Source organism: Dyella sp. S184 (assembly GCF_009766065.1).
Classification (GTDB): domain Bacteria; phylum Pseudomonadota; class Gammaproteobacteria; order Xanthomonadales; family Rhodanobacteraceae; genus Rhodanobacter.
In genome coordinates, this window is the sequence record NZ_LMUE01000009.1 from 209884 (window position 1) to 230729 (window position 20846).

Below are 20846 nucleotides of genomic sequence, written 5' to 3' on the forward strand. Positions count from 1 at the left end.
CGAATTCAGCCGGCATCGGCCCGTGGTGCAGTTGGTTTGCCCACGGTTATCCGGTCACCCATGGCCGCGATGCGGTAGCCGAGCGCGGCCAGCGCGGTGCCATCGGCCACACTGCCGTAGTGGTACAGCAGCAGTCGCGAGCGCATCGCTTCGCTCGGGTATTCACGCTCGATATCGTCGATGCCGGTGTGCGACGGATTGCCGACCAGGCTGCAATCGTGCGCGATCACTTCATTGCCGCCGGCATAACGCGCCAAAGCTTCGGGGATCGGCCGGGTATCGCCGGTATAGACGAAGCTGCCGTCCAGCGCGAGGCCGTACGACGTACCCGGCACATGATGCCGGGTGGCGAATACGTCGTACCAGAACCCGTCCAGCCAGAAGCCCCGGGTGCAAGGCACCAGACGGAACGCTTCCCAGAAATTGACGCCGCCCTCGGCGAGCGCGCCCGGGTAATCCGCCACGCGCGCCTGCAACCAGGGGATAAGCCCGGCATGGGCAAATAGCCGGGTGGTGCCGCGCAGGTGCCGATCGAACCACAGCCGGAAGAACAGCCGCTCCAACCCAGCCACATGATCCATGTGGGTGTGCGTGATGAACAACGCCGGCGGCAACGCGTCGTAAGCCGCCACGTAACGATCCAGCGTGTCGGGACCGCAGTCGATCAGCAGCTGGGGCACGCCGGCGCGCTCCAGCACCACGGCCGATGAGCCGAGTTCCACCGCATGCGCGGCGCCCACACCGAGAAAATGCAGATGCCAGTTCATGGAGTCAGCGTACGCCCATAACGGTAAAGTAGCGGTTGCCAGATGGTTTCCTCGAACGCGGCGTCGCCATGGCCGGCGGCACCCAGCTTGACCAGCGAGCGACGCAGGCGTTGCAGGTTGCCCTGCTGCCATGCCGTCGCAGGCTTGCGCAGCCTGCCGCGGTCGAAGTCGATCAGGTAAAGCTCGCCCGGTACAACCAATACATTGTGCGCATTCAGGTCGGCGTGCCAGATCCCGGCACGATGAAAGCGCGCCACCAGTGCGCCGATCTCTTCGGCCAGCTCGCTATCCAGTAGCCCTGCCGCCAGGCATTCAGCCAGTGTCTGTGCATCGGCGATGCGGCGGGTCATCAGGTCGGCGCTGTAAAACAGTCCGTGCCGGGAGTAACGAGCCGCCACCACCACCGGCCCGGGCAGGCCGAGTCGGGCGATTTCACCGAGCAGGCGAAATTCCTCGAATGGCCGGGTGTGATCCGCACCGACCCATAGATAGCGGTCACCCATCATCGCGGCGACAAGGCCACCACGGTGATAATGCCGCAACACACATTCGCCAACGGGCGTCGCCACGATGGCCACACCACCACGCCCACCGGCCTGCGTGCGCAGGGCACCCAGCCCGCGCCAGTAATCCGGCACGAACCAGTCGGGATCGACTTGTGGCGACACTGCAGCGTCGAACAGAATCGCGCCAGCGGCATCGTTGTATGTTCGTTCCTGCATCATCATGCCCAGTAATCACCCCGATTCTAACCCAGGCCCCATGACAACCCCTGCCTCGATCTGCCTGCTGCGTACCTCCGCCATCGGTGATGTCACCCATGTGGTGCCGCTCGTGCGCACCTTGCAGCAGGCATGGCCGCACACTTCGCTGACGTGGGTCGTCGGCAAGCTGGAGCGCAAGCTCATTGGCGACCTGCCTGACCTGGAGTTCGTCACCTTCGACAAGGCTGCGGGCTGGGCCGGCATGCGCGCCGTACACACCGCGCTGCGCGGGCGACGCTTCGATGCGCTGCTGCAGATGCAGGTCGCCATGCGCTCCAATCTGTTGAGTGTGGGTATCAAGGCTGATCGCCGCATCGGCTACGACCGCGCACGCGCGAAAGACCTGCACGGCCTGGTCATCAACGAGCGCATCCCGGCGCGTACTGGTGAACACGTGCTGGACGCGATTGGCAGCTTCTGTGAGCCGCTCGGGCTGAAACAGACCTCGGTGCGCTGGGACATCCCGATCCCTGACGAGGCGCTTGCATGGGCCGCCGAACAACTGCCCGGTGACACACCGACCCTGCTGGTCAGCCCCACCTCCAGCCATGCGCAGCGAAACTGGAGTGCCGAGCGCTATGCCGCCGTGATGGGTCACGCCGCTGCCCGCGGCTGGCGCGTGGTGTTGATTGGCGGCCCATCCGCCGGCGAGCGCACGATGGCCGATGCCGTGCTGGCCGCGTGCCAGCGCACGCCACTCGACCTCACCGGCAAGGACACTCTGAAGAAGCTGCTGGCCCTGCTCGGCCGGGCGCAGCTGTTGCTGACGCCAGACTCCGGACCGATGCACATGGCCAATGCAGTCGGTACCAAGGTGCTGGGCCTGCATGCAGCGAGCAATCCAAATCGTTCTGGCCCCTACTCCGACCGCCGCTGGTGCGTGGACAAGTACGACGAGGCCGCACGCAAGTATCTCGGTAGGCCGGCTAGCGAGATTCCGTGGGGCAGCAAGATCGAGAAACCCGGTGTGATGGACCTGATCGGCGTCGACGATGTGATCGAACGCTACGAAGCCGCAGCACGCGAGCTTGATCTGAGTTGAAACCGATGGTTCAGACGACCCAGTAATCCTGGTACGACTACCGCAGCCATTGCACTGCAACGCTTCCAAAGAAAGTTGCGATATATATATAGCTACCCATTTACGTAGCGCGTTGCGACGATCGCTCTTCAAACCATCGTCCCTGAGTTACTCGTCACGCTACTCTTCTCAGCGTAGGAACAGATGCTCATAGGGGGAGTGACTATGCGGCTCAACGGATTGCAGCGGCTGGGAGTTGTTCTCTTATTCTCTGGGTGCTTGATGGATTCTTCTGGGGAAACGCTCAGATCCAGCATGAGAGTCAATGGGTCTGTGACAGCTACACGTAATGTGTCCAGACTTGGGAGGATGTGCCCAACGCTGACGCAAATTCGCACTGTGACACCCTTGACCAAGCCGGCCAGCGCTATCAACAACAAATAAGCGGCCACTGGATCGAATCAATTGTTTTCGTGCTTATCCCGATCCCTCTGCTGCTTTCATTGGGATTTTTCCTCGTCGCACGCCGGGTATTTCGATGGGTGCAGGCTGGGTTCCACTAACTCATTCGCGCACGCACGTTCCGCGCGGTGAATATCGTTTGGAAGGTATGCCGCCATCCTCGCCATCCCCTCAGCCGTGCGAGGGCTAGTGGGGAATCCGTCGGGTGCCTCATGCCACGTAGCAGCTCATGATGGATACTGCGGCGATCGCTCCGCCAACTACTAATCCAGTACTACGCAACACCTTTTGCCTGATGGTCAAACATGCGCCATAGCCCGTCGACACCTTCGACGGTGATCAGGGCGGCTTCGCCCCATTGCCCTGCGCTCAAAGCTGAGTTGACCGCGAATCGAAGCGCATCATGGCGGCTTTTGAATTCAGGATGACCGCCATTGCTTACATCCACGGACCAAGCGCCTTGCACCGGCGAATACGGAATGTCGAAGAAGATCATTGAAATTGCCAATTTGCGACTGAAGTGTCTGAACCTTGGCCTCGTCTCAGTGACCGTGGGGTAAAGATCGACTCCGAAGCAATACCGATTGGCGTCAGTCTGAAAGCAATGCTTTCCTCAATGGCCGGATTCCGTCCACTTAAGGTTCCAATTGCATCAGCACAAAAACAAAAATCGCAGCGGTCGCCAAGAAGAGCCCCGCCAGACCGAAAATCTGCCAGAGAGACAGAGTGGCAATAGCCGTTTGCGTTTCACGCGCCGCTGTGTGTCTGCTTCTATCTGCCATATGCTCTCCGTAAATATGAAGAGCGTGACTTGCACATTGTGATGGTTGCGGCACAGAAGTGTTCTTAGGTGTGGAAAACGTTCATCACACGCATTGACCCACGCAGCTACCTGCTCATCTACCCATTTTGCAAGCGTCCCAGTGATTGCATGCTCGACCGAAAAATAAATAATCAAGTATTTTCAATCACTTATTTGACATCCGTGGACGCCAGCGGACTCACTCGGCTCTCTAGCGGTAATTCTGGTACGACTTTTCCTCGACCAGTTGTGAGCCGAGCTTGAGGTTGATCTCACGCTTGAACGCCGCACGCTCGTCGTTGCGGAAATACACCGCCCGCGCCAGCTCGATGAACTCCTGGTCGAACGCCTGGGCACGCTCCTTCAGGCGGATCTTGTCCTCGATATCCCATAGCAGTTCGTTCACCGCGAACAGGCGGGCGCGCTCGTCACCAATATCGGTCTGCGAGGCTGCGTGGTTGGCCCAGGTCGCATTGAGCAGGTCCAGTTCGTTGCGCACGTTGGCCAGCTTGGCCTCGTCGGTGATCCGCCGCGACTTGATCTCGAGGATGGTGATCTTGTCGATCAGTTCGCCGAACGATACGGGTGTTTGGATCAGGCTCATGGGCTTGGTACCGGTAAAGGAGATGAGGTTCAGACCGTGCGGGGCTGACGAAGTGCACCCTGCTGCACCAGGGCGCAGACAGTACGCACCTCACCATCCATCGCACGATCGCGATGCATGAAGCTGATGTGCTTGCGCAGGATCGCGTGCGCATCGCGCACGCTGGTACCGGCATGAAAATCCCCGGCATTGGCCAGCGCCGAGGCGAGTTGCTGTACCTCGGCGACGAATTGCGCGTAGTGCGGCTGATCCTCGCGTGGCGCGTTGGAAATCTTGGCAGCCAGCGCCTGCCAGCCGCCACGGCTGGCCAGCCGGCGTGCGGCATTCAGCATCGCCTGGCGGTAATCCAGCGCCTGCGCGGCGGTATATAGCTCCAGTGCCAGCACGTGACCGAGATCCTCGGTCATCTCCAACACGTGGCGCGCTTCGTTGGCGCCCATCGAGACGTGATCCTCGGCGTTCGCACTGGTCGGCACCGAATACACGCTGGCTGGATGCGCGCGGGTGGCCAGATCGTTGACCAAGGCCGCGGCGGTGTATTGCACGATCATGAAGCCGGAATCAGTACCGTCCTCGTTGCCGGTGAGGAACGCCGGCAGACCATCGCTCGTAGCCGAATCGACCAGCTTGTTGAGCCGACGCTCGGAGATCGAGGCCAGCACCGGGATCGCCGCCTTCACGTAACTCATCGCCAGCGCCAGCGGCATGCCGTGGAAGTGGCCAGCGGAGATCACCTGCTCCTCGATGAACTGTGCGTCCTCGTTGTCCGGAAAGATCAGCGGATTGTCGGTGACCGAGTTCAGTTCGATGTCGAACACGCGGCATGCCTGCGCCCAGGCATCGCGCACCGCACCATGCACCTGCGGCATGCAGCGCAGGCTGTAGGCATCCTGCGGCTGATGCTTCTTGCCGCCCTTGAACGGCAGGAAGCGGCTGTAGAACGCCTCGCGGCCATGTCGCTGGTTGGCCGGCACCCAGTCCCAGCCGATGTCGAAACTGAGCGCCTGATCGTCCGGTTCGCTCCACGCCTCGGCACTCCACGACTTGAAGCGCGGCACCAGGTGATACGGAATATCGACCAGGGTGGAACCGGCCAGCAGTCCGCGCACCCGCGCGGCCGTTTCGACCTGGCCCGGATGCGGACGCAACGCATGTACTTCAGGGCGCAAGGCGCCGCTGCGACCAGCGAACGCGTCCAGCGTCATCGACGCGGCCAGGTCGGCGGTATCCAGCAATTGCTCCAGCGTATCCAGCGCCAGCACGCCTGTCGCCAGCATCTGTGCGGTGCCGTTGTTGAGCGCCAGACCTTCCTTGAACGACAACCGGATCGGTGTAAGGCCAGCGCGCTTCAGCGCTTCCGCACCCGCCAGGCGTTCGCCTTGATAAAACGCTTCGCCACCGCCGAGCAACACGATCGCAAGATGCGACAGCGGCGCCAGGTCGCCACTGGCGCCGACCGAACCCTTCTCGGGCACCACCGGCACTACACCGGCATTGAGCATCGCGGTCAGCGCTTCGAGCGTGCTCACGCGGATGCCCGAGTGACCACGCATCAGCGTATTGATGCGAATCAGCAGCATCGCCCGCACCACGTCATCACCAAACGGCTTGCCCACGCACACGGCATGCGTGGTGATCAGGTTGTGCTGCAGTTCTTCCAGCAGCGTGCCTTCGGGCTTGTGCGGATTGCCTCCCGGCAATTCGTCACGCAACCGATGCGCACCGAGCAGCTTGTCGGCATTGCTGCCGAAACCGGTGGTGACACCATAGGTCGGTTCACCACAACTGACTTTCTCGGCGAGGAAATCGGCAGCGCGCTGCACGCGCTTGAGTCCTGCCGGATCGAGTGAAACCTTGCTGCCATGGCGTGCCACCGCCACCAGCTGGCCGCGGGTGAGACTGTTGCCGTCGAGAACGATGGTGTCGAATTTGCTCACTGCTGCCTCACTGAAGAATGTCGTCGCCCATTTCCTGATCACCTGACCGCAAGGCATTCAGCCCATCGCGGCGGCCTGCTCCAGCTCCACCCGCAAGGTCTTGATCAGCTCGCTGCGCGCCACCTCGAATTGATCCTCGCGGCGCAGGTCCTTCACCGTCACCACGCCCTTGGCGATCTCGTCCTCACCCAGCACGATCACGAAGCGGATGCCGGCGCGGTCGGCATACTTGAACTGCTTGCCGAGCTTGCCGCCCTCCAGCACCACCTCGGTGGCGATGCCGGCGCCGCGCAGCTCGCCAGCCAGCGCGAGATAAGCCGGCAGTTGCGCCGTGTCCATCTGGGTCACCAGCACATCGACCGTGCTGGTCGCCGTGCTGATCAGGCCGGCATCGCGCAGCTGCCAGTACAGGCGGGTGAGGCCAATCGAGATACCGACGCCTGGCAGCTGCGAATTGGTGTACTGACTGGCCAGGTTTTCGTAACGGCCACCGGAGCAGATCGAGCCGATCTGCGGATGATCGTTCAGCGTGCTCTCGTAGACCGTGCCGGTGTAGTAGTCGAGGCCGCGTGCGATCGACAGGTTCAGCACGTAATGCGTTTCCGGCACGCCGAACGCGTGGATCAGCCCGAGTACTTCCTTCAACTCGTTGCGGCCCTGCTCCATCGCCTCCGGGCCCGCGCCCAGTGCATCGAGCTTGTCGTACGCATCCTGCAGCGAAGTGGAGCGCACCTGCACGAAGGCGAGAATTTTCTGCGCCACCTCGGCACTCAAGCCAAACGTGTCACCGGTCAGCATGTCACGCACGTAATCGGCGCCACGCTTGTCCAGCTTGTCCACTTCGCGCAGCACCAGCATCTGCTGCTCGCCGTCGACGATGCCCAAGCTCTCGAAATAACCGCGCATCAGCTTGCGGTTGTTGAGCTGGATGGTGAACGCGCCAATGTTCAGTTCGCGGAACACGCTGTAGATCACCGCCGGAATTTCGGCGTCGTAACGCACCGAGAGCGCATCCTTGCCGATCACGTCGATGTCGCACTGGTAGAACTCGCGGAAACGTCCGCGCTGGGCGCGCTCGCCGCGGTACACCTTCTGCATCTGGTAGCGGCGAAACGGGAAGCTAAGGTCGCGCTCGTGTTCGGCCACGTAGCGCGCCAGCGGCACGGTGAGATCGAAGCGCAGCGCCAGCTCGGGCATGCCCTCGTCGTCTTTGGCGGCGTTCAATGCACCGGTCGACTGCACGAAATACACCTGCCGTTCGGTCTCGCCACCGGTCTTGGTCAGCAGCACGTCGGAGTATTCGATCACCGGCGTCTCGATCGGCAGGAAGCCGAAGCGCTCGTAATTGCGACGGATCACGTCGAGCATGCGCTGGAACGCGATCTGGTCGAGCGGGAGCAGCTCGAGCACGCCGGGCATGGTACGGGCCGGGGTAAGCGCCATGGAATCCTCTACTGACGATGGGAAACATTCCGTCTGACCGCTGACCGCGCGACGGCAGCCGTCAAGATTAGCAGAATGCCTGGCGCCTTCCGCAGCCGCGAGCAGCCGGATGCACCGCACCTGTTGCCAAGCCAGCGCCCGGCGATTAAGATACGCGGCTTCCCACGGGGTGTAGCTCAGCCTGGTAGAGCGCTACGTTCGGGACGTAGAAGTCGCAGGTTCGAATCCTGTCTCCCCGACCAAAAATTCGATGAAAAAGCCGGCCTTGCGCCGGCTTTTTTGTGCCTGCTTTCTCAGCTGCCGGGTGCCAGCGCCGCGAGCCGATCGAGTTCTTCTTCGATAAAGCCCGCCTCGATTCGTGCCGGCCGATTGAACGGACCGCGCAGGCTGACGCCCATGTAATCGCGCAGCAGCGCGAAGAACATGTCGACAGGCTCGACGCCATCGCGCTCACAGCAGTGCTGATACCAGCGCGTGCCGGCGGCAACATGGGCGACTTCCTCTTGCAGGATCACTTCGAGGATTTCCACCGTGCGGGTATCGCCTAGGTGGCGCAGCCGCTCGATCATGCCAGGGGTGACATCCAGCCCACGCGCTTCCAGCACGCGCGGTACCAGCGCCATGCGTGCAGTGTCGTGGTGCGCGGTTTTTTCGGCCATCGCCCACAGGCCATCGTGCGCATCAAAGTCGCCGTAGGCATACCCCAACTCGGCCAGCCGTTCGGACAGCATGGCGAAGTGGCGCGCCTCGTCGTTGGCACAGCTGGCCCAGTCGCGGTAATACGCATCCGGCTTGCCGCGATAGCGGTAGACCGCATCCCACGCCAGGTTGATCGCATTGAATTCGATATGCGCGACCGCGTGCACCAGGGCAGCGCGACCTTCCATGCTACCGAGTCCGCGCTGCGGCACCTGGCGTGCGTTGACCAGTTGCGGCCTGGCCGGCCGGCCGGGTGGCCCGATCGGCTCGGGTGGCGGCGAGAGGGGATCGGCGCTCAGCTCGCTAGCCAGAAAGAGCCGCCAGGTTTCCTGGGTAAGACGCAGTTTCTCCACCGGGTCGGTGGCGTCGAGGCAACGTTTGGCAGCGGCATGGAGATCTTTCATGGAGTTTCCGGCGAGTACCCGCCCCTCACCTTCCCCAGAGGGGGTTCCCTCTGGTCACACGGCCCTGCGTGCGGCCTTGGCATCGTCCGAGCGCAGCATCTGGATCTGTTCCAGATAACGCTGGTCGAGGCCGGTGACGTATTCGCCGGAGAAGCACGAAGTGTCGAACTGCTTGATGGTCTCGTTGCCGTCCTGCACAGCCCAGATCAGGTCCTTGAGGTCCTGGTAGATCAGCCAGTCGGCGCCGAGCATCGTTTCCACTTCCTGCTCGGTATGGCCGGCGGCAATCAGCTCCGAGGCCGACGGCATGTCGATGCCATAGACGTTCGGATAGCGCACCGGCGGCGCGGCGGAAGCGAAGTACACATTCTTCGCGCCGGCATCGCGGGCCATCTGGATGATCTGCTTCGAGGTGGTGCCACGCACGATCGAATCGTCCACCAGCAGCACGTTCTTCTTGCGGAACTCCAGCTCGACCGGGTTGAGCTTGCGGCGCACCGATTTCACCCGCTCACCCTGCCCCGGCATGATGAAGGTGCGACCGATGTAGCGGTTCTTGACGAAGCCCTCGCGGAACGGCACGCCGAGCGCCTCGGCCAGCGCGCTGGCCGCGGTACGCGCGGTGTCGGGAATCGGGATCACCGCGTCGATGCCATGGTCGGGCCGCTCACGCAGGATCTTCTCGGCGAGCTTCTCGCCCATGCGCAGGCGCGCCTTGTACACCGAGACGTCCTCCATCATCGAATCGGGCCGTGCCAGATAGACGTATTCGAAGATGCACGGCGTATGCGACGCGCCCTCGGCGCAGCGGCGGCTGTGCAGCTGGCCCTGGTCGGTGATGATCACCGCCTCGCCCGGCATGATGTCGCGGATGCGCTTGAAACCGAGCACGTCGAACGCGACCGACTCGGACGCCACCGCGTATTCACGGCCTTCCGCGGTGACCCGCTCGCCCAGCACCAGCGGACGGATGCCGTGCGGATCGCGGAACGCGACCAGGCCGTAGCCGAGCACCAGCGCCACGCAGGCGTAACCGCCGCTGGCACGCGCATGCACGCCGGCGACCGCCTTGAAGATGTGATCCGGGGTCAACGCCATCCGGTCCTGGATCTGCAGTTCGTGCGCGAGCACGTTCAGCAGCACCTCGGAATCGGACTCGGTGTTGATGTGACGACGGTCGTCCTCGAACATTTCGCGACGCAGCGCGTCGGTGTTCACCAGGTTGCCGTTGTGTGCAAACGCGATGCCGTACGGCGAGTTGACGTAGAACGGCTGCGCTTCGGCCGAGCCTGCGGAACCGGCGGTGGGGTAGCGGCAGTGGCCAATGCCGATGCGCCCGCGCAGACCGCTCATTGCCGCTTCGCCGAACACGTCGCGCACCAGCCCGTTGCCCTTGTGCAGGCGCAGCCGCGCGCCATCCACGGTGGCGATGCCCGCGGCGTCCTGGCCACGATGCTGCAGCACCGTCAATCCGTCATAAAGCGCCGATGCCACTTCTGTGGTACCGACAATGCCGATGATTCCGCACATGGTTGCAGCCTGCTTCAGTAATTCGTGGAGTGGCCGGCTGCGCTGGTCGCAGCCGCCGGTGACGCTGTGCGTGATGCCGCTGGTAGTGCGGACGTCGCGCCGGATATGGGGGCGTGCGGCGGCACGGACAAGTCATGCAGATGGTCGAGCACACCGGACGACTGGACCTTCTCGATCACCGCTGACGGCTTCAAATGTTCGCGCACATCGGCCGACACGCTGGCGGGCACGTTCTGCCCCAGCCACGCCGCGGCTTCCTGGAACTGCGGCAGCAGCACGGATTGCTGCCACCACGGCTCCCGCGTGAACGCCGTAAGCCCAACCAGGAAAACCAGCAGCGTCACGATCAATACGCCGCGCACGAAGCCGAACACCATGCCGAACATTCGATCGATGCCTGACAGCCCGGTACTCCAGATCAACCGCCTTACCGCGAAACGCACCAATGCCCCGATGATCAGCACGGTGACAAAGCAGACGCCGTAACCGACACAGTAGCGCAAGGTCGGCATCGAGATTATGTGTTCCAGATGCGCCGACACCACCGGACCAAACGCCCAAGCCACCCAAAACGCGGCGATCCAGATGACCAGCGACAGTACTTCGGAAATCAATCCACGGAAAAGCCCGATCAGGACAGACAGGGCCAGTACGCCGAGGATGATGCAATCGGTCCAGTTCATCTGTTCATCTACCTCGTTGGCACCATGAGTGGACCGCTACTGTCGCGCATGCCCTTCATGGCACCGGGACTATGTTGCCGTCGGTACCCAGCTTGGCCTTGATCTGGTCACGCAGGCGCAGCGCATCGGCGCGTTGCGTCTGCGGACCGGCGCGTACACGCCAAAGCTGCTTGCCGTTCGACTGCACGGTATCGACGAAACCGTCGAAACCGTTCGCGCGCAGCTTGTCGCGCAATGCATTCGCGTCGGCCTGATTGCTCATCGCGGCCAACTGCACCGCCCAGCCACCAGCCCTGCCGGTCGCCTGCGGAGCAGGACTGGCCACGGCCGCGGCGGCGTTTTCATCATCATGGCTGGCATCCTGCTCCAGTCGAGCCGGCGCGCCGGGAATCGACTGGGTGATCTTCAGGCGTGCCGCCTCAGCGGCAGTGCGGGTCTCAAACGGCCCGGCAATCACCAGGGTGCGCGCCTGCCCAGCCTGGGTGATGGCGTGCCGACTTGCCGGGTAGCCCAGCGCACGCACGCGATGCTCCAGGCTTGCAGCGCCAGCCGCACTGGCATAGGCGCTCAAGTTCAGTGTGTAGTTGCCGTGCCCGACGGCAGCCGTCGTCGTCGGTGACTCAGCGATCGCCGGCGCTGCGGCCACCGCCGGCTGCGATCGAGGCGCCGGCGCGCTGGCCGTCGGCTTGGTCTGCATCGGAATCAGCGGCTGGCTCGGCGAGGTGACCGCGCCGGAGGTTACCGTCGTCGGTACCGGTGCGCGACCGGCATTGGGGTCGGTTTCCACATCACGCGGACGATTCGAGCCAATGTTCACCGTGGCCAGATCGCCCGCACCCTTCGTGACAGCGATCGCCGCTGCCTGGGGCGCCGACGAAGTGATGGCTGGAGCCGCCGCATTCGGTGTGCTCACCGCCGCATTCGGGTTCAGGCTCATGGTCTTGGTCTGCAGGTCGCGGTCCGGCGCCGGCGGGATCGCCAAGCTCACGGATTGATCACCGGCGGGTGCCGGCGACTTGCCGGTAAAGATCATGGGCAGAAACAAAACCGCCAAGGCGATCAGGACGGCAGCTCCCAGCAGGCGTGTTTTCAAGACTTCGCTCCAAAGCGGCAAACGCGGCACGTAACGGCGTGATTATACCTGCCCGCGTCGAACGCCATGGCTGACCCGCCACGCGGCCCGATCCGGGCGTTCAGGCAGCCGCTTCGGCGATGACCGCGCTGGCCACGAAAAACGAGCCAAATGCGAGGATGCAGTCACCCGGCTGTGCCGCTGCACGGGCCGCTGCCATTGCGCTGGCAACGTCGACATGGGCATCGAATACAGCCTGAGGCAAAGCCTGTCGGAGTATTCCCGCCAGCTCCGCCGAGGGCAGGCCACGTGGCGTAGCATGATCGAGCCCGGCCAGATGCCAGTGATCGATGCGCGCACCGAGTGCGACGACCACGCCAGCCACGTCCTTGTCCGCCAGCGCGCCGTAGACCGCATGAACACGGCCAGCTGGCCGTGCATCCAGCCACTCGGCCAGTGCGCGCGCGGCCTGCGGGTTGTGGCCCACATCCACGATCAGAACCGGATCGCCACCTAGCGACTGCAGCCGTGCCGGCACCCGCACCTCATGCAGACCCGTACTTACCGCCGCGAAGACATCCTTCGACGCAAACGACATGTCATCGGCCCATAGCGCATGCAGCGCGGCAATTGCCGCAGCTGCGTTGGTGAACTGCACCGGTGCCGCCAGCGCAGGGTCGGGCAACTCCATCGCACTGCCATCGCGGTGGCGCCAGCGCCAGCCGTCGGCATGGCGTTCCGTATGGAAATCCAGTCCGGCGCGCTCAACCTGTGCACCGCATGCGTCCAATGCATCCAGCAGGCCAGCCGGCGGATCAAGCTCACCCACGATGGCCGGTCGCCCGGCCCGCGCAATGCCGGCCTTCTCCCGGCCGATGCTGTTGCGATCCGGCCCCAGCCAGTCCATGTGATCAAGATCCACCGTGGTGATGATCGACACGTCGGCATCGATGATGTTCACCGCATCCAGCCGGCCACCCAAGCCGACTTCAAGCAACGCCACATCGAGTCCGGCGCGGGCAAACAGGTCCAGCGCGGCCAGCGTGCCAAATTCGAAATAGGTGAGCGGGATGGCATCGCCATGAGCCGCGCCGCGCGCCGCCTCGATTCGTTCGAACGAGGCAATCAGCGCGGCATCATCGGCATTTGCGCTGGCGATGCGCACGCGCTCGTTGTAATCAAGCAGGTGCGGCGAAGTGAAACTGCCCACTCGCAATCCAGCCGCCGCCAGCATCGCCTCCAGCAGTGCCACGGTGGAGCCCTTGCCATTGGTGCCGCCAACCGTGATCACGCGCCGTGCTGGTGCTGGTGCACCCATCCGCTGCCATACTTCACGCACGCGATCGAGACCCAGCTCGATGCTGCGTACGTTGACGCGTTCCTGATACGCCAACCATTCGGCGAGAGTGCGGCTCATGCAATGACTTTGTGCAAGTGGATAGATCGGCATCCCGTGGACACGAGGTCGCAGCACGGACGAACAAGCACAAAGCTTAAAGCATTCCCTCAACCAAACGGATGGATGCCGCTGTAGTGCAGTGCCATATACATGCCAAACACAGTCCAGAACATTTTCTTCAGTGCCTTCCCTGCCAGCAGCGCAACCAGCAGCCCGAGCAACAGCGGCATGTGCTTTTCCAGCGTGCTGCGTGTGTCATTGATGACGTTCATGGGTGATCTCCTGCACCGTGCCTGATCCAGGTCGGTGTCATTGGCGAAGGATGGTGCAAGGGTTCAAGCAACGCGGTTGTCGCGCTCTCGGGATAATCAGACCGGCAGCGCAATGCTGGCGTGGCAGAGCGCAAACGTCACCGCTGCAGTCGCCATTGCGGCGAACAGCAGCGGCAGGCACTTGTCCAGGATGGGGTACTTGATGAAGGTCTTCATGTCGGTTCTCCGCGCACCGTCGTGGTGCGGGAGAAATGATCGCTCCACGGCACTGACGAAATCAGAAGCATGCGTCAGTCATCACCAATGACAATCGTCACAACGGTGTATGGCGGAGCCGTAGCGCATTGCTCACCACCGATACCGAGCTCAGGCTCATCGCCAGCGCGGCGATCATCGGCGATAGCGTGATACCGAACCACGGGTACAGCACGCCAGCCGCCAGCGGCACGCCGACCGCGTTGTAGACGAAGGCGAAGAACAGGTTCTGATGGATATTGCGCACCGTCGCCTGCGACAGCTTGCGGGCACGCACGATCGCGCCCAGCTCTCCCTTGACCAGGGTCACCTGCGCGCTCTCCATCGCCACGTCGGTACCGCTGCCCATCGCAATGCCGATATCGGCGGCGACCAACGCCGGCGCATCGTTGATGCCATCGCCGGCCATCGCCACGCGGCGGCCTTCGGTGCGCAACGCGTTCACCACCGCAGCCTTGTCCGCCGGCGAGACATCCGCATGCACACTGTCGATGCCCAGTTCGCGCGCCACCGCCTGCGCGGTGGTGGCATTGTCGCCGGTCAGCATCACGATGTGCAGGCCCGCCGCGCGCAGTGCCTTGAGTGCGGCCGGCGTGTCTGGTTTGATCCGGTCAGCTACCGCCAGCAAGGCGGCCAGCGCGCCGTCAACGGCCATGAACATCACCGTGGCGCCCTGTCCGCGCAGTTGCTCGGCGCTTGCGTTGACGGCGTCGGCAATCGCGATGTGCCACTCCGCCATCAACTTCGCGTTGCCCAGCGCTACCTCGCTGCCGCCTACGGTTGCGCCGACGCCGCGACCGGTCAGCGAACGGAAATCCGTGGCTGCGAGCATCGGCACGCTCTCCGCTTCCGCCGCGATCACGATGGCCCGCGCCAGCGGATGTTCGCTCGGCCGCTCCAGCGCAGCAGCCAGCGCCAGCAGGCGCTCGCGCGGTTGGCCACCAAGGCTTATCAACTCGGTCAACGCCGGCTTGCCCATGGTCAGCGTGCCGGTCTTGTCCATAACCAGCGTGTCGATATCGCGCAGCGCCTCGATCGCGCTGGCGTCCTTGAACAGCACGCCGTTCTGCGCGCCACGGCCACTGGCCACCATGATCGAGATCGGCGTGGCCAGCCCCAGCGCGCACGGACAGGCAATGATCAGCACCGACACCGCCGCGATCAGCGCATGCGCAAACCGCGGGTCCGGACCCAGCAGCGCCCACAGCGCAAATGCCAGCAGCGCGATCGCCACCACCGCCGGCACGAACCACGCCGCAACACGGTCGGCCACGCGCTGCAGCGGTGCCTTGCTGCGCTGCGCCTGTGCCACCAGCGCCACGATCTGCGCCAGCATCGTCTCGCTGCCCACCTTCTGCGCGCGCATGACCAGCGCGCCGTCCTGATTCACCGTACCGCCAGTAAGCGCATCGCCCTTCGCCTTGGCCACCGGCATCGGTTCGCCGGTGAGCATCGACTCGTCGACATGGCTCTCACCGTCCAGCACCACGCCATCGACCGGCACCTTCTCGCCAGGACGCACACGCAGCACATCGCCGGTGTGCACTTCGTCCAGCGGCACATCCGCTTCGCTTTCGTCGTCGGCGATCCGCCGCGCGGTCTTCGGTGCCAGGCCGAGCAGCGCCTTCAGCGCCGCACCGGTTCGGCGACGCGCACGCAGTTCCAGGAAATCGCCCAGCGTGACCAGGGTGACGATCACCGCCGCCGATTCGAAGTACACCGCAACATTGCCGTGCATGTCGCGGAAGCCGGACGGGAATATCCCCGGCAGCAAGAACGCCACCGCGCTGTACAGCCACGCCACGCTGGTGCCCAGCGCGATCAGCGTGTACATGTTCGGGTGCCACGGCTTGAATGAATTCCAGCCACGCCTGAAGAACGGCGCGCCACCCCACAGCACCACCACGCTGGCCAGCAATGCTTCGACCCAGCCAGCCGCGGAGCCCCATGGCTCAGGCAGATGTAAACCAGACAAGTGTGGTCCCATCGCCAGCGCGAACACCGGCACGGTCAGCGCCATCAATATCCGGAAACGCCGCGTCATCAACGACAGCTCGCCACCGTCGTCCACGTCCAAACTCGGCATCATCGGCTCCAGCGCCATGCCGCACTTCGGACAGTCACCCGGGCCGACCTGCTGCACTTCCGGATGCATCGGACAGGTGTAGATCGCACCGGGAGCTGCTGGAGGCACGGCCGTGCGACTTTCCAGATAAGCCACAGGATCGGCCACGAACTTTTCGCGGCAGCGCGGCGCGCAGAAGTAGTACGTGTGGCCAGCATGTTCCGCGCGATGCTTAGCGATGTGAGGATCCACCGTCATGCCACAGACCGGATCCCTCACCGTGTGCGCGTGGTTATGATGCGCATCCGCATGATCGTGGGCCGATATCGCGGCAGGTTTCGCAGTGCAGCAGCCCGCCGGGGCTGTCTTCATGGTGCCAACGCTCAGATAGACCGTCGGCGTCGCCTCGAACTTCGCCTTGCAGCCGGTGCAGCAGAAATGAAACAGCTGCCCTTCATGCATGGCTTGATGCTTCGACATAGCCGGGTCCACCTGCATGCCGCAGACCGGATCAGTCGCCATCGCGTGCGCAGCCTTTTCGTCGCCGTTGCAGCAGGAAGCGTGATCGTCCATCACGACACCGCTTCATCGGTCAGGGCACGCAGGATCGGACACTCTTCCGGCTTGCCATGTCCCGGACAGGACTCGACCAGCTGTGCCAGCCCGTCGCGCACCCGCTGCAATTCCGTAATGCGCTGCTCGATCGCCGCCAGTCGCTGCTGCGCCCGCTGCTTTACCGCCTTCACCCCGCGCTGCCGATCCGCCGACAACGCCAGCAATTCGCGGATCTCGTCCAGCGTGAAGCCCAAATCCTTGGCCCGACGGATAAAACGCAACTGCGCAATCGTGCCCTCGCCATAACTGCGATAGCCCGAGGCACGCCGCACCGGCTCAGGCAGCAGGCCCTCGCGCTCGTAATAACGGATCGTGTCGATCGCCACACCGACGCGCTTGGCGACGGCACCGATGGTGAGTGAGGCAGTTTGTGTATTCATGACACAAGTCTAGACCGTTGATCTAGGTCTAGAGTCAAGGGCCGCGTCAAACGCAACCGCCAGCCGCTCTTTATGCCGCTGCCCGCGCTCCAAACAGAGTCGGCGTGCCCATCGATTATCGGGATGAGCGCGGCGTGGACTCGCGCAACGCAGCCTCATGCATAACTTCGTCAAGACATGCCGTCTCTTCAGTGTCCAAGGCGCAATGTCCTGGTCGATGCATGCATGCCTGTCCGCGGAGTCGCGACTTCCACCGCGCCGTTCTTATTCAGGTCGAGATCGGTCGAGGCTTTTGTACTCATGTCCAATCCTTGAGTTTTCGAACATCTTACTGATCGTTGCCTGGTGCGGAAACATGCACTCTGCGCAGATGCCTGCCTACTGAAAACCGGGGTACGGGGTGTGAGTCTCGCGAAGCATTCACCCTAGTCACTGCCCCATGGTTGCCTAGGCGACTTGACGTCGCCACGACGCGCGCGCATCATCCATATATGAAGTTTACCTTTGTAGTTTCCCTTCATACTTGCCGAATATGCCTATGGCCAAGCCACAGAACGATCCCGAGATTGCACGCACGTTGGCGGTGGCCGGCGAGCTTCGTGTCGTGCTGGGCAGGCTGAAGCGACGCCTGCGTGAAGAGCTGCATATGGGCGAGCTGAGCTGGTCGCAGGTGTCGGTGCTCGGTCACCTGGAACGCGGTGGCCCCGCGACCGTGAGCACCCTTGCGCGAGCCGAAGGCATGCGCCCGCAATCCATGGGTGCCACGGTTGCCGTGCTGGAAAAGGCCGGGCTCGTGAGCGGCACCGCGGACCCGAATGATGGGCGGCAAACGGTTATCTCCCTCACCCCTGCGTGCCGGGAATTGATCAAGGCCAGCCGAGCGGCACGGGAGGACTGGTTGTTCCGCAGCATTCGGACAAACCTCACGCCGGCAGAGCAGAAGCAACTTGCGAATGCAGTCGAGCTACTCAAGCGAGTCGCCGATTCCTGACAAACACTACCTGACCTCGGCCGCGCAGCAGAAGCGCCGCCTGCTCGCGGATTCGCCGGTCACCCGCCACTGAATCTGCTGACTCATTTCATCGAACTACTGCGCCGCGCGCCGTTCTCGGCTCGCTGCATTCTCCGTCCCCCACAGGAGCACACCATGGCACTCACCACCCTTGATCCGAAGACGGCCCTGATCGTCATCGATCTGCAGAAAGGCATCGTTGCCTATCCCACCGCGCATCCCGCTGCCGATGTCGTAAAGCAGGCCAGTACGCTGGCTGATGTCTTTCGTCGCCACAGCTTGCCGATCGTGCTGGTCAACGTCACCGGTGGTGCACCGGGCCGCACGGAACAGGCGCGCAACTTGGGCGAGCTTCCTGCCGATTGGGCTGATCTTGTGCCCGAACTCAACCAGCAGCCGACCGACCACACGGTGACGAAGCGGACGTGGGGCGCGTTCACCCATACCGACCTCGATGAGCACCTGAAAAAGCTGGGTGTCACACAGGTCGTGATCGTCGGTGTCGCCACCAGCATCGGGGTCGAATCGACCGCGCGTTATGCGCACGAGAATGGTTTCAACGTCGCCCTCGCCGTCGATGCCATGACCGACATGAACGCGGATGCCCACACCAACAGCATCACGCGGATCTTCCCGCGGCTGGGCGAAACCGGTACGACGCAGGAGATCATCGACCTGCTCGACCAGAGGAGTGCCTGACCATGGCATGGCTGCACTATGCATCCTGGCTCCTGGGCGGCGCCGTCCTCACCAACGCGGTTCCGCATTTTGTCAGCGGAGTGATGGGACGGCCGTTCCAAAGCCCGTTCGCCACGCCGCATGGCGTTGGGCTTTCCACTTCGACCGTTAACATGCTGTGGGGATACTTCAACCTGGTTGTCGGCTATGTCCTGCTATGCCGGGTTGGAAACTTTGATCTGCGCTCCACCACTGATGTGGTTGCTGCAGGACTGGGTGTTCTGCTCATCGGTGTGATGATGGCGCGCATGTTCGGACGGTTTCATGGCGGCAATGCCCCCGAAAATCCGTGAGTGAGATGAAAGGCACCTTCCGTTCGCTGCGCAACTACAACTACCGCGTGTGGGCCAGCGGCGCGATCGTGTCGAATATCGGCACCTGGATGCAGCGCACGGCCCAGGACTGGATCGTCCTCACCCAGCTCACCCGCCACAATGCCGCTGCCGTCGGCGTGGTGATGGCGCTGCAGTTCGGGCCCCAGCTGTTGTTGCTGCCCCTGACCGGTTTTGCGGCCGATCATCTCGACCGGCGAAAACTGTTGATCGCCACCCAGGCAGCGATGGGATTGCTGGCCCTCGGGCTGGGCATCCTCACTGTCAGCGGGCTCGTGCAGTTGTGGCAGGTGTATGTGTTCGCGTTCCTGCTCGGCTGCGTCTCGGCGTTCGACTCACCCGCGCGGCAGACCTTTGTCTCCGATCTGGTCGGTGAAACCGACTTGTCGAATGCGGTGGCACTGAATTCCACCTCGTTCAATGTTGCGCGGATGATCGGTCCCGCTGTCGCCGGCATTCTCATCGCCAGTGTGGGCACCGGCTGGGTGTTCCTGATCAACGCGGCATCCTTCGTTGCCGTGCTCTGCTCGCTGGGTTTCCTTCGTATCGGCGAACTTCACGTGGGCAGCCGGCCTGTGCGGACGCGTGGCAGCCTCGTCGAAGGCTTTCGCTATGTCTGGCGCCGACCCGACCTGAAAGCCGTGCTGCTCATGCTCTTTCTGATCGGCACGTTCGGACTCAACTTCCCGATTTTCATCTCGACCATGTCGGTCACCGTCTTTCACGCCGGCGCGACCGAATACGGATTGCTGACCTCGGTCATGGCGATCGGCTCGGTCGCCGGCGCATTGCTGGCTGCCCATCGTGGCAAACCCCATATCGCCCTGCTGCTCGCGGGTGCGGCCGTCTTCGGGTTTGGCTTCACGCTGGCCGCGATCATGCCCAACGTCAGGCTGTTCGGCCTCGCCCTCGTCATCATCGGCGTGTCCGCACAGACACTCACCACCTCTACGATCAGCCTGGTGCAACTATCCACCGAGCCTGCGATGCGTGGACGGGTAATGGCGATCCTGCTCGCCATCGCCTTGGGCGGCACGCCCATTGGCGCGCCGTTCGTCGGTTGGGTAGCCGATACTTGCGGTCCACGCTGGGCATTGGGCATCGGTGCCGCCTCAGGTTTGGCCGCAGGGATCGTCGGGATCCATTACCTCACGAAGTACCGGCATCTACGCGTGCGCATCGAGGCTTGGCGCCTCCGCTTCAGCATCGACGACAGCGACCACATGACCGATTCACATCAATCCGGCCACCTCGCCCCCAAGCAGGAAGCCGCGTAAACCGGAAGGCCTCGACTTTTCTCCGGACTTTTCCAGGGCGGGCAAAAATCGGGCAATAAAAAAGCACCCGCGTCACCGTGGGTGCTTTTTTATTTGGTGGGCCGTGAAGGATTCGAACCTTCGACCAATTGATTAAGAGCGAGTTGCAAGTATTTATTCAGACCTTCGCCCTCTGCTGACCGTCCGCCGACAATGGTCAAGAATGGCTTTGGAAAGCCGTTCATCCCTTTTCAACAAGATTGATCAAGGTGGCACTGAGTGTCTCTGAGGGGAGCCATGCCGGAGCCATGAACCGTTTGGCGATGCTAATCTC

At 63.0% G+C, this 20846-nt stretch carries 19 protein-coding genes and 1 tRNA gene; 6 read left to right on the plus strand and 14 right to left on the minus strand.

Going from position 1 to position 20846, the window contains the following annotated elements; genetic code table 11:
* Nucleotides 1-5: 5 nt before the first annotated feature.
* Nucleotides 6-767, minus strand: coding sequence for an MBL fold metallo-hydrolase (locus GSQ75_RS13085; RefSeq protein WP_158755318.1), 762 nt, complete (start codon nt 765-767; stop codon nt 6-8).
* Nucleotides 764-1495, minus strand: a complete 732-nt coding sequence (locus GSQ75_RS13090; RefSeq protein ID WP_158755319.1) for a 3-deoxy-D-manno-octulosonic acid kinase — start codon at nt 1493-1495, stop codon at nt 764-766. The genes GSQ75_RS13085 and GSQ75_RS13090 overlap by 4 nt, the downstream gene beginning before the upstream one ends.
* 34 nt (nt 1496-1529) lie before the next feature.
* Between GSQ75_RS13090 and GSQ75_RS13095 the strand changes: the two genes are divergently transcribed.
* Complete coding sequence (locus GSQ75_RS13095; RefSeq protein WP_158755320.1) at nt 1530-2573, plus strand: glycosyltransferase family 9 protein; 1044 nt, start codon at nt 1530-1532, stop codon at nt 2571-2573.
* Between the two features lie 715 nt (nt 2574-3288).
* On the opposite strand, the gene GSQ75_RS13100 is transcribed toward GSQ75_RS13095, so the two are convergent.
* From GSQ75_RS13100 to hisS, 4 genes are all read right to left on the minus strand, one after another.
* On the minus strand, nt 3289-3510 hold the full coding sequence (locus tag GSQ75_RS13100) for a hypothetical protein (RefSeq protein WP_158755321.1): 222 nt from the start codon (nt 3508-3510) through the stop codon (nt 3289-3291).
* Between the two features lie 517 nt (nt 3511-4027).
* Nucleotides 4028-4420 (minus strand): DUF6165 family protein, encoded by a 393-nt coding sequence (locus GSQ75_RS13105; RefSeq protein WP_158755322.1) that lies wholly within the window; start codon nt 4418-4420, stop codon nt 4028-4030.
* A gap of 29 nt (nt 4421-4449) precedes the next feature.
* Complete coding sequence (locus GSQ75_RS13110) at nt 4450-6357, minus strand: aromatic amino acid ammonia-lyase (protein ID WP_158755323.1); 1908 nt, start codon at nt 6355-6357, stop codon at nt 4450-4452.
* 57 nt (nt 6358-6414) lie between these two features.
* Nucleotides 6415-7800 (minus strand): histidine--tRNA ligase, encoded by a 1386-nt coding sequence (hisS, locus tag GSQ75_RS13115; RefSeq protein WP_158755324.1) that lies wholly within the window; start codon nt 7798-7800, stop codon nt 6415-6417.
* A gap of 165 nt (nt 7801-7965) precedes the next feature.
* Between hisS and GSQ75_RS13120 the strand changes: the two genes are divergently transcribed.
* Nucleotides 7966-8042: transfer RNA gene (locus GSQ75_RS13120), tRNA-Pro, on the plus strand.
* A 51-nt stretch (nt 8043-8093) separates the two neighbouring features.
* Here the strand turns inward: GSQ75_RS13120 and GSQ75_RS13125 are convergent.
* The 8 genes from GSQ75_RS13125 to GSQ75_RS13155 form a co-directional block, all read right to left on the minus strand.
* Nucleotides 8094-8903, minus strand: a complete 810-nt coding sequence (locus tag GSQ75_RS13125) for a ferritin-like domain-containing protein (RefSeq protein ID WP_158755325.1) — start codon at nt 8901-8903, stop codon at nt 8094-8096.
* 54 nt (nt 8904-8957) lie between these two features.
* Entirely contained in the window at nt 8958-10433 is a 1476-nt protein-coding gene (gene purF, locus GSQ75_RS13130) for an amidophosphoribosyltransferase (RefSeq protein WP_158755326.1), read from the minus strand.
* Nucleotides 10434-10447: 14 nt separating this feature from the next.
* Nucleotides 10448-11116, minus strand: a complete 669-nt coding sequence (locus GSQ75_RS13135; protein WP_158755327.1) for a CvpA family protein — start codon at nt 11114-11116, stop codon at nt 10448-10450.
* Nucleotides 11117-11171: 55 nt separating this feature from the next.
* Nucleotides 11172-12209, minus strand: a complete 1038-nt coding sequence (locus tag GSQ75_RS13140) for an SPOR domain-containing protein (protein WP_158755328.1) — start codon at nt 12207-12209, stop codon at nt 11172-11174.
* Between the two features lie 100 nt (nt 12210-12309).
* Nucleotides 12310-13605: a bifunctional tetrahydrofolate synthase/dihydrofolate synthase gene (gene folC, locus GSQ75_RS13145; RefSeq protein ID WP_158755329.1), complete on the minus strand. Its 1296-nt coding sequence runs from the start codon at nt 13603-13605 to the stop codon at nt 12310-12312.
* A gap of 89 nt (nt 13606-13694) precedes the next feature.
* Nucleotides 13695-13859 (minus strand): hypothetical protein, encoded by a 165-nt coding sequence (locus tag GSQ75_RS18960; protein WP_168171178.1) that lies wholly within the window; start codon nt 13857-13859, stop codon nt 13695-13697.
* Nucleotides 13860-14172: 313 nt separating this feature from the next.
* Nucleotides 14173-16752 (minus strand): heavy metal translocating P-type ATPase, encoded by a 2580-nt coding sequence (locus tag GSQ75_RS13150; RefSeq protein WP_158755330.1) that lies wholly within the window; start codon nt 16750-16752, stop codon nt 14173-14175.
* Nucleotides 16752-17174: a MerR family transcriptional regulator gene (locus tag GSQ75_RS13155; RefSeq protein WP_158755331.1), complete on the minus strand. Its 423-nt coding sequence runs from the start codon at nt 17172-17174 to the stop codon at nt 16752-16754. Before GSQ75_RS13155 ends, GSQ75_RS13150 begins: the two co-directional genes overlap by 1 nt.
* A 538-nt stretch (nt 17175-17712) precedes the next feature.
* On the opposite strand from GSQ75_RS13155, the gene GSQ75_RS13160 reads away from it, so the two are divergent.
* The 4 genes from GSQ75_RS13160 to GSQ75_RS13175 all read left to right on the plus strand — a co-directional run bounded on the left by GSQ75_RS13160 (nt 17713) and on the right by GSQ75_RS13175 (nt 20533).
* Entirely contained in the window at nt 17713-18165 is a 453-nt protein-coding gene (locus tag GSQ75_RS13160; RefSeq protein WP_158755332.1) for a MarR family transcriptional regulator, read from the plus strand.
* Between the two features lie 156 nt (nt 18166-18321).
* Nucleotides 18322-18885, plus strand: coding sequence for an isochorismatase family protein (locus tag GSQ75_RS13165; RefSeq protein WP_158755333.1), 564 nt, complete (start codon nt 18322-18324; stop codon nt 18883-18885).
* 2 nt (nt 18886-18887) lie between these two features.
* Nucleotides 18888-19217 (plus strand): hypothetical protein, encoded by a 330-nt coding sequence (locus GSQ75_RS13170; protein ID WP_158755334.1) that lies wholly within the window; start codon nt 18888-18890, stop codon nt 19215-19217.
* Nucleotides 19218-19222: 5 nt separating this feature from the next.
* Nucleotides 19223-20533 carry an MFS transporter gene (locus tag GSQ75_RS13175; RefSeq protein WP_158755765.1) on the plus strand — a complete coding sequence of 437 codons (1311 nt, stop codon included), beginning with the start codon at nt 19223-19225 and terminating at the stop codon, nt 20531-20533.
* Nucleotides 20534-20846 lie beyond the last annotated feature (313 nt).

Coding starts and splice junctions, on each gene's coding strand:
- GSQ75_RS13085 (WP_158755318.1), bottom strand. CDS start 767: ATGAACTGGCATCTGCATTTTCTCGGTGTGGGCGCCGCGCATGCGGTG.
- GSQ75_RS13090 (WP_158755319.1), bottom strand. CDS start 1,495: ATGATGATGCAGGAACGAACATACAACGATGCCGCTGGCGCGATTCTG.
- GSQ75_RS13095 (WP_158755320.1), top strand. CDS start 1,530: ATGACAACCCCTGCCTCGATCTGCCTGCTGCGTACCTCCGCCATCGGT.
- GSQ75_RS13100 (WP_158755321.1), bottom strand. CDS start 3,510: ATGATCTTCTTCGACATTCCGTATTCGCCGGTGCAAGGCGCTTGGTCC.
- GSQ75_RS13105 (WP_158755322.1), bottom strand. CDS start 4,420: ATGAGCCTGATCCAAACACCCGTATCGTTCGGCGAACTGATCGACAAG.
- hisS (WP_158755324.1), bottom strand. CDS start 7,800: ATGGCGCTTACCCCGGCCCGTACCATGCCCGGCGTGCTCGAGCTGCTC.
- GSQ75_RS13125 (WP_158755325.1), bottom strand. CDS start 8,903: ATGAAAGATCTCCATGCCGCTGCCAAACGTTGCCTCGACGCCACCGAC.
- purF (WP_158755326.1), bottom strand. CDS start 10,433: ATGTGCGGAATCATCGGCATTGTCGGTACCACAGAAGTGGCATCGGCG.
- GSQ75_RS13135 (WP_158755327.1), bottom strand. CDS start 11,116: ATGAACTGGACCGATTGCATCATCCTCGGCGTACTGGCCCTGTCTGTC.
- folC (WP_158755329.1), bottom strand. CDS start 13,605: ATGAGCCGCACTCTCGCCGAATGGTTGGCGTATCAGGAACGCGTCAAC.
- GSQ75_RS18960 (WP_168171178.1), bottom strand. CDS start 13,859: ATGAACGTCATCAATGACACACGCAGCACGCTGGAAAAGCACATGCCG.
- GSQ75_RS13150 (WP_158755330.1), bottom strand. CDS start 16,752: ATGGACGATCACGCTTCCTGCTGCAACGGCGACGAAAAGGCTGCGCAC.
- GSQ75_RS13155 (WP_158755331.1), bottom strand. CDS start 17,174: ATGAATACACAAACTGCCTCACTCACCATCGGTGCCGTCGCCAAGCGC.
- GSQ75_RS13160 (WP_158755332.1), top strand. CDS start 17,713: ATGGCCAAGCCACAGAACGATCCCGAGATTGCACGCACGTTGGCGGTG.
- GSQ75_RS13165 (WP_158755333.1), top strand. CDS start 18,322: ATGGCACTCACCACCCTTGATCCGAAGACGGCCCTGATCGTCATCGAT.
- GSQ75_RS13170 (WP_158755334.1), top strand. CDS start 18,888: ATGGCATGGCTGCACTATGCATCCTGGCTCCTGGGCGGCGCCGTCCTC.
- GSQ75_RS13175 (WP_158755765.1), top strand. CDS start 19,223: ATGAAAGGCACCTTCCGTTCGCTGCGCAACTACAACTACCGCGTGTGG.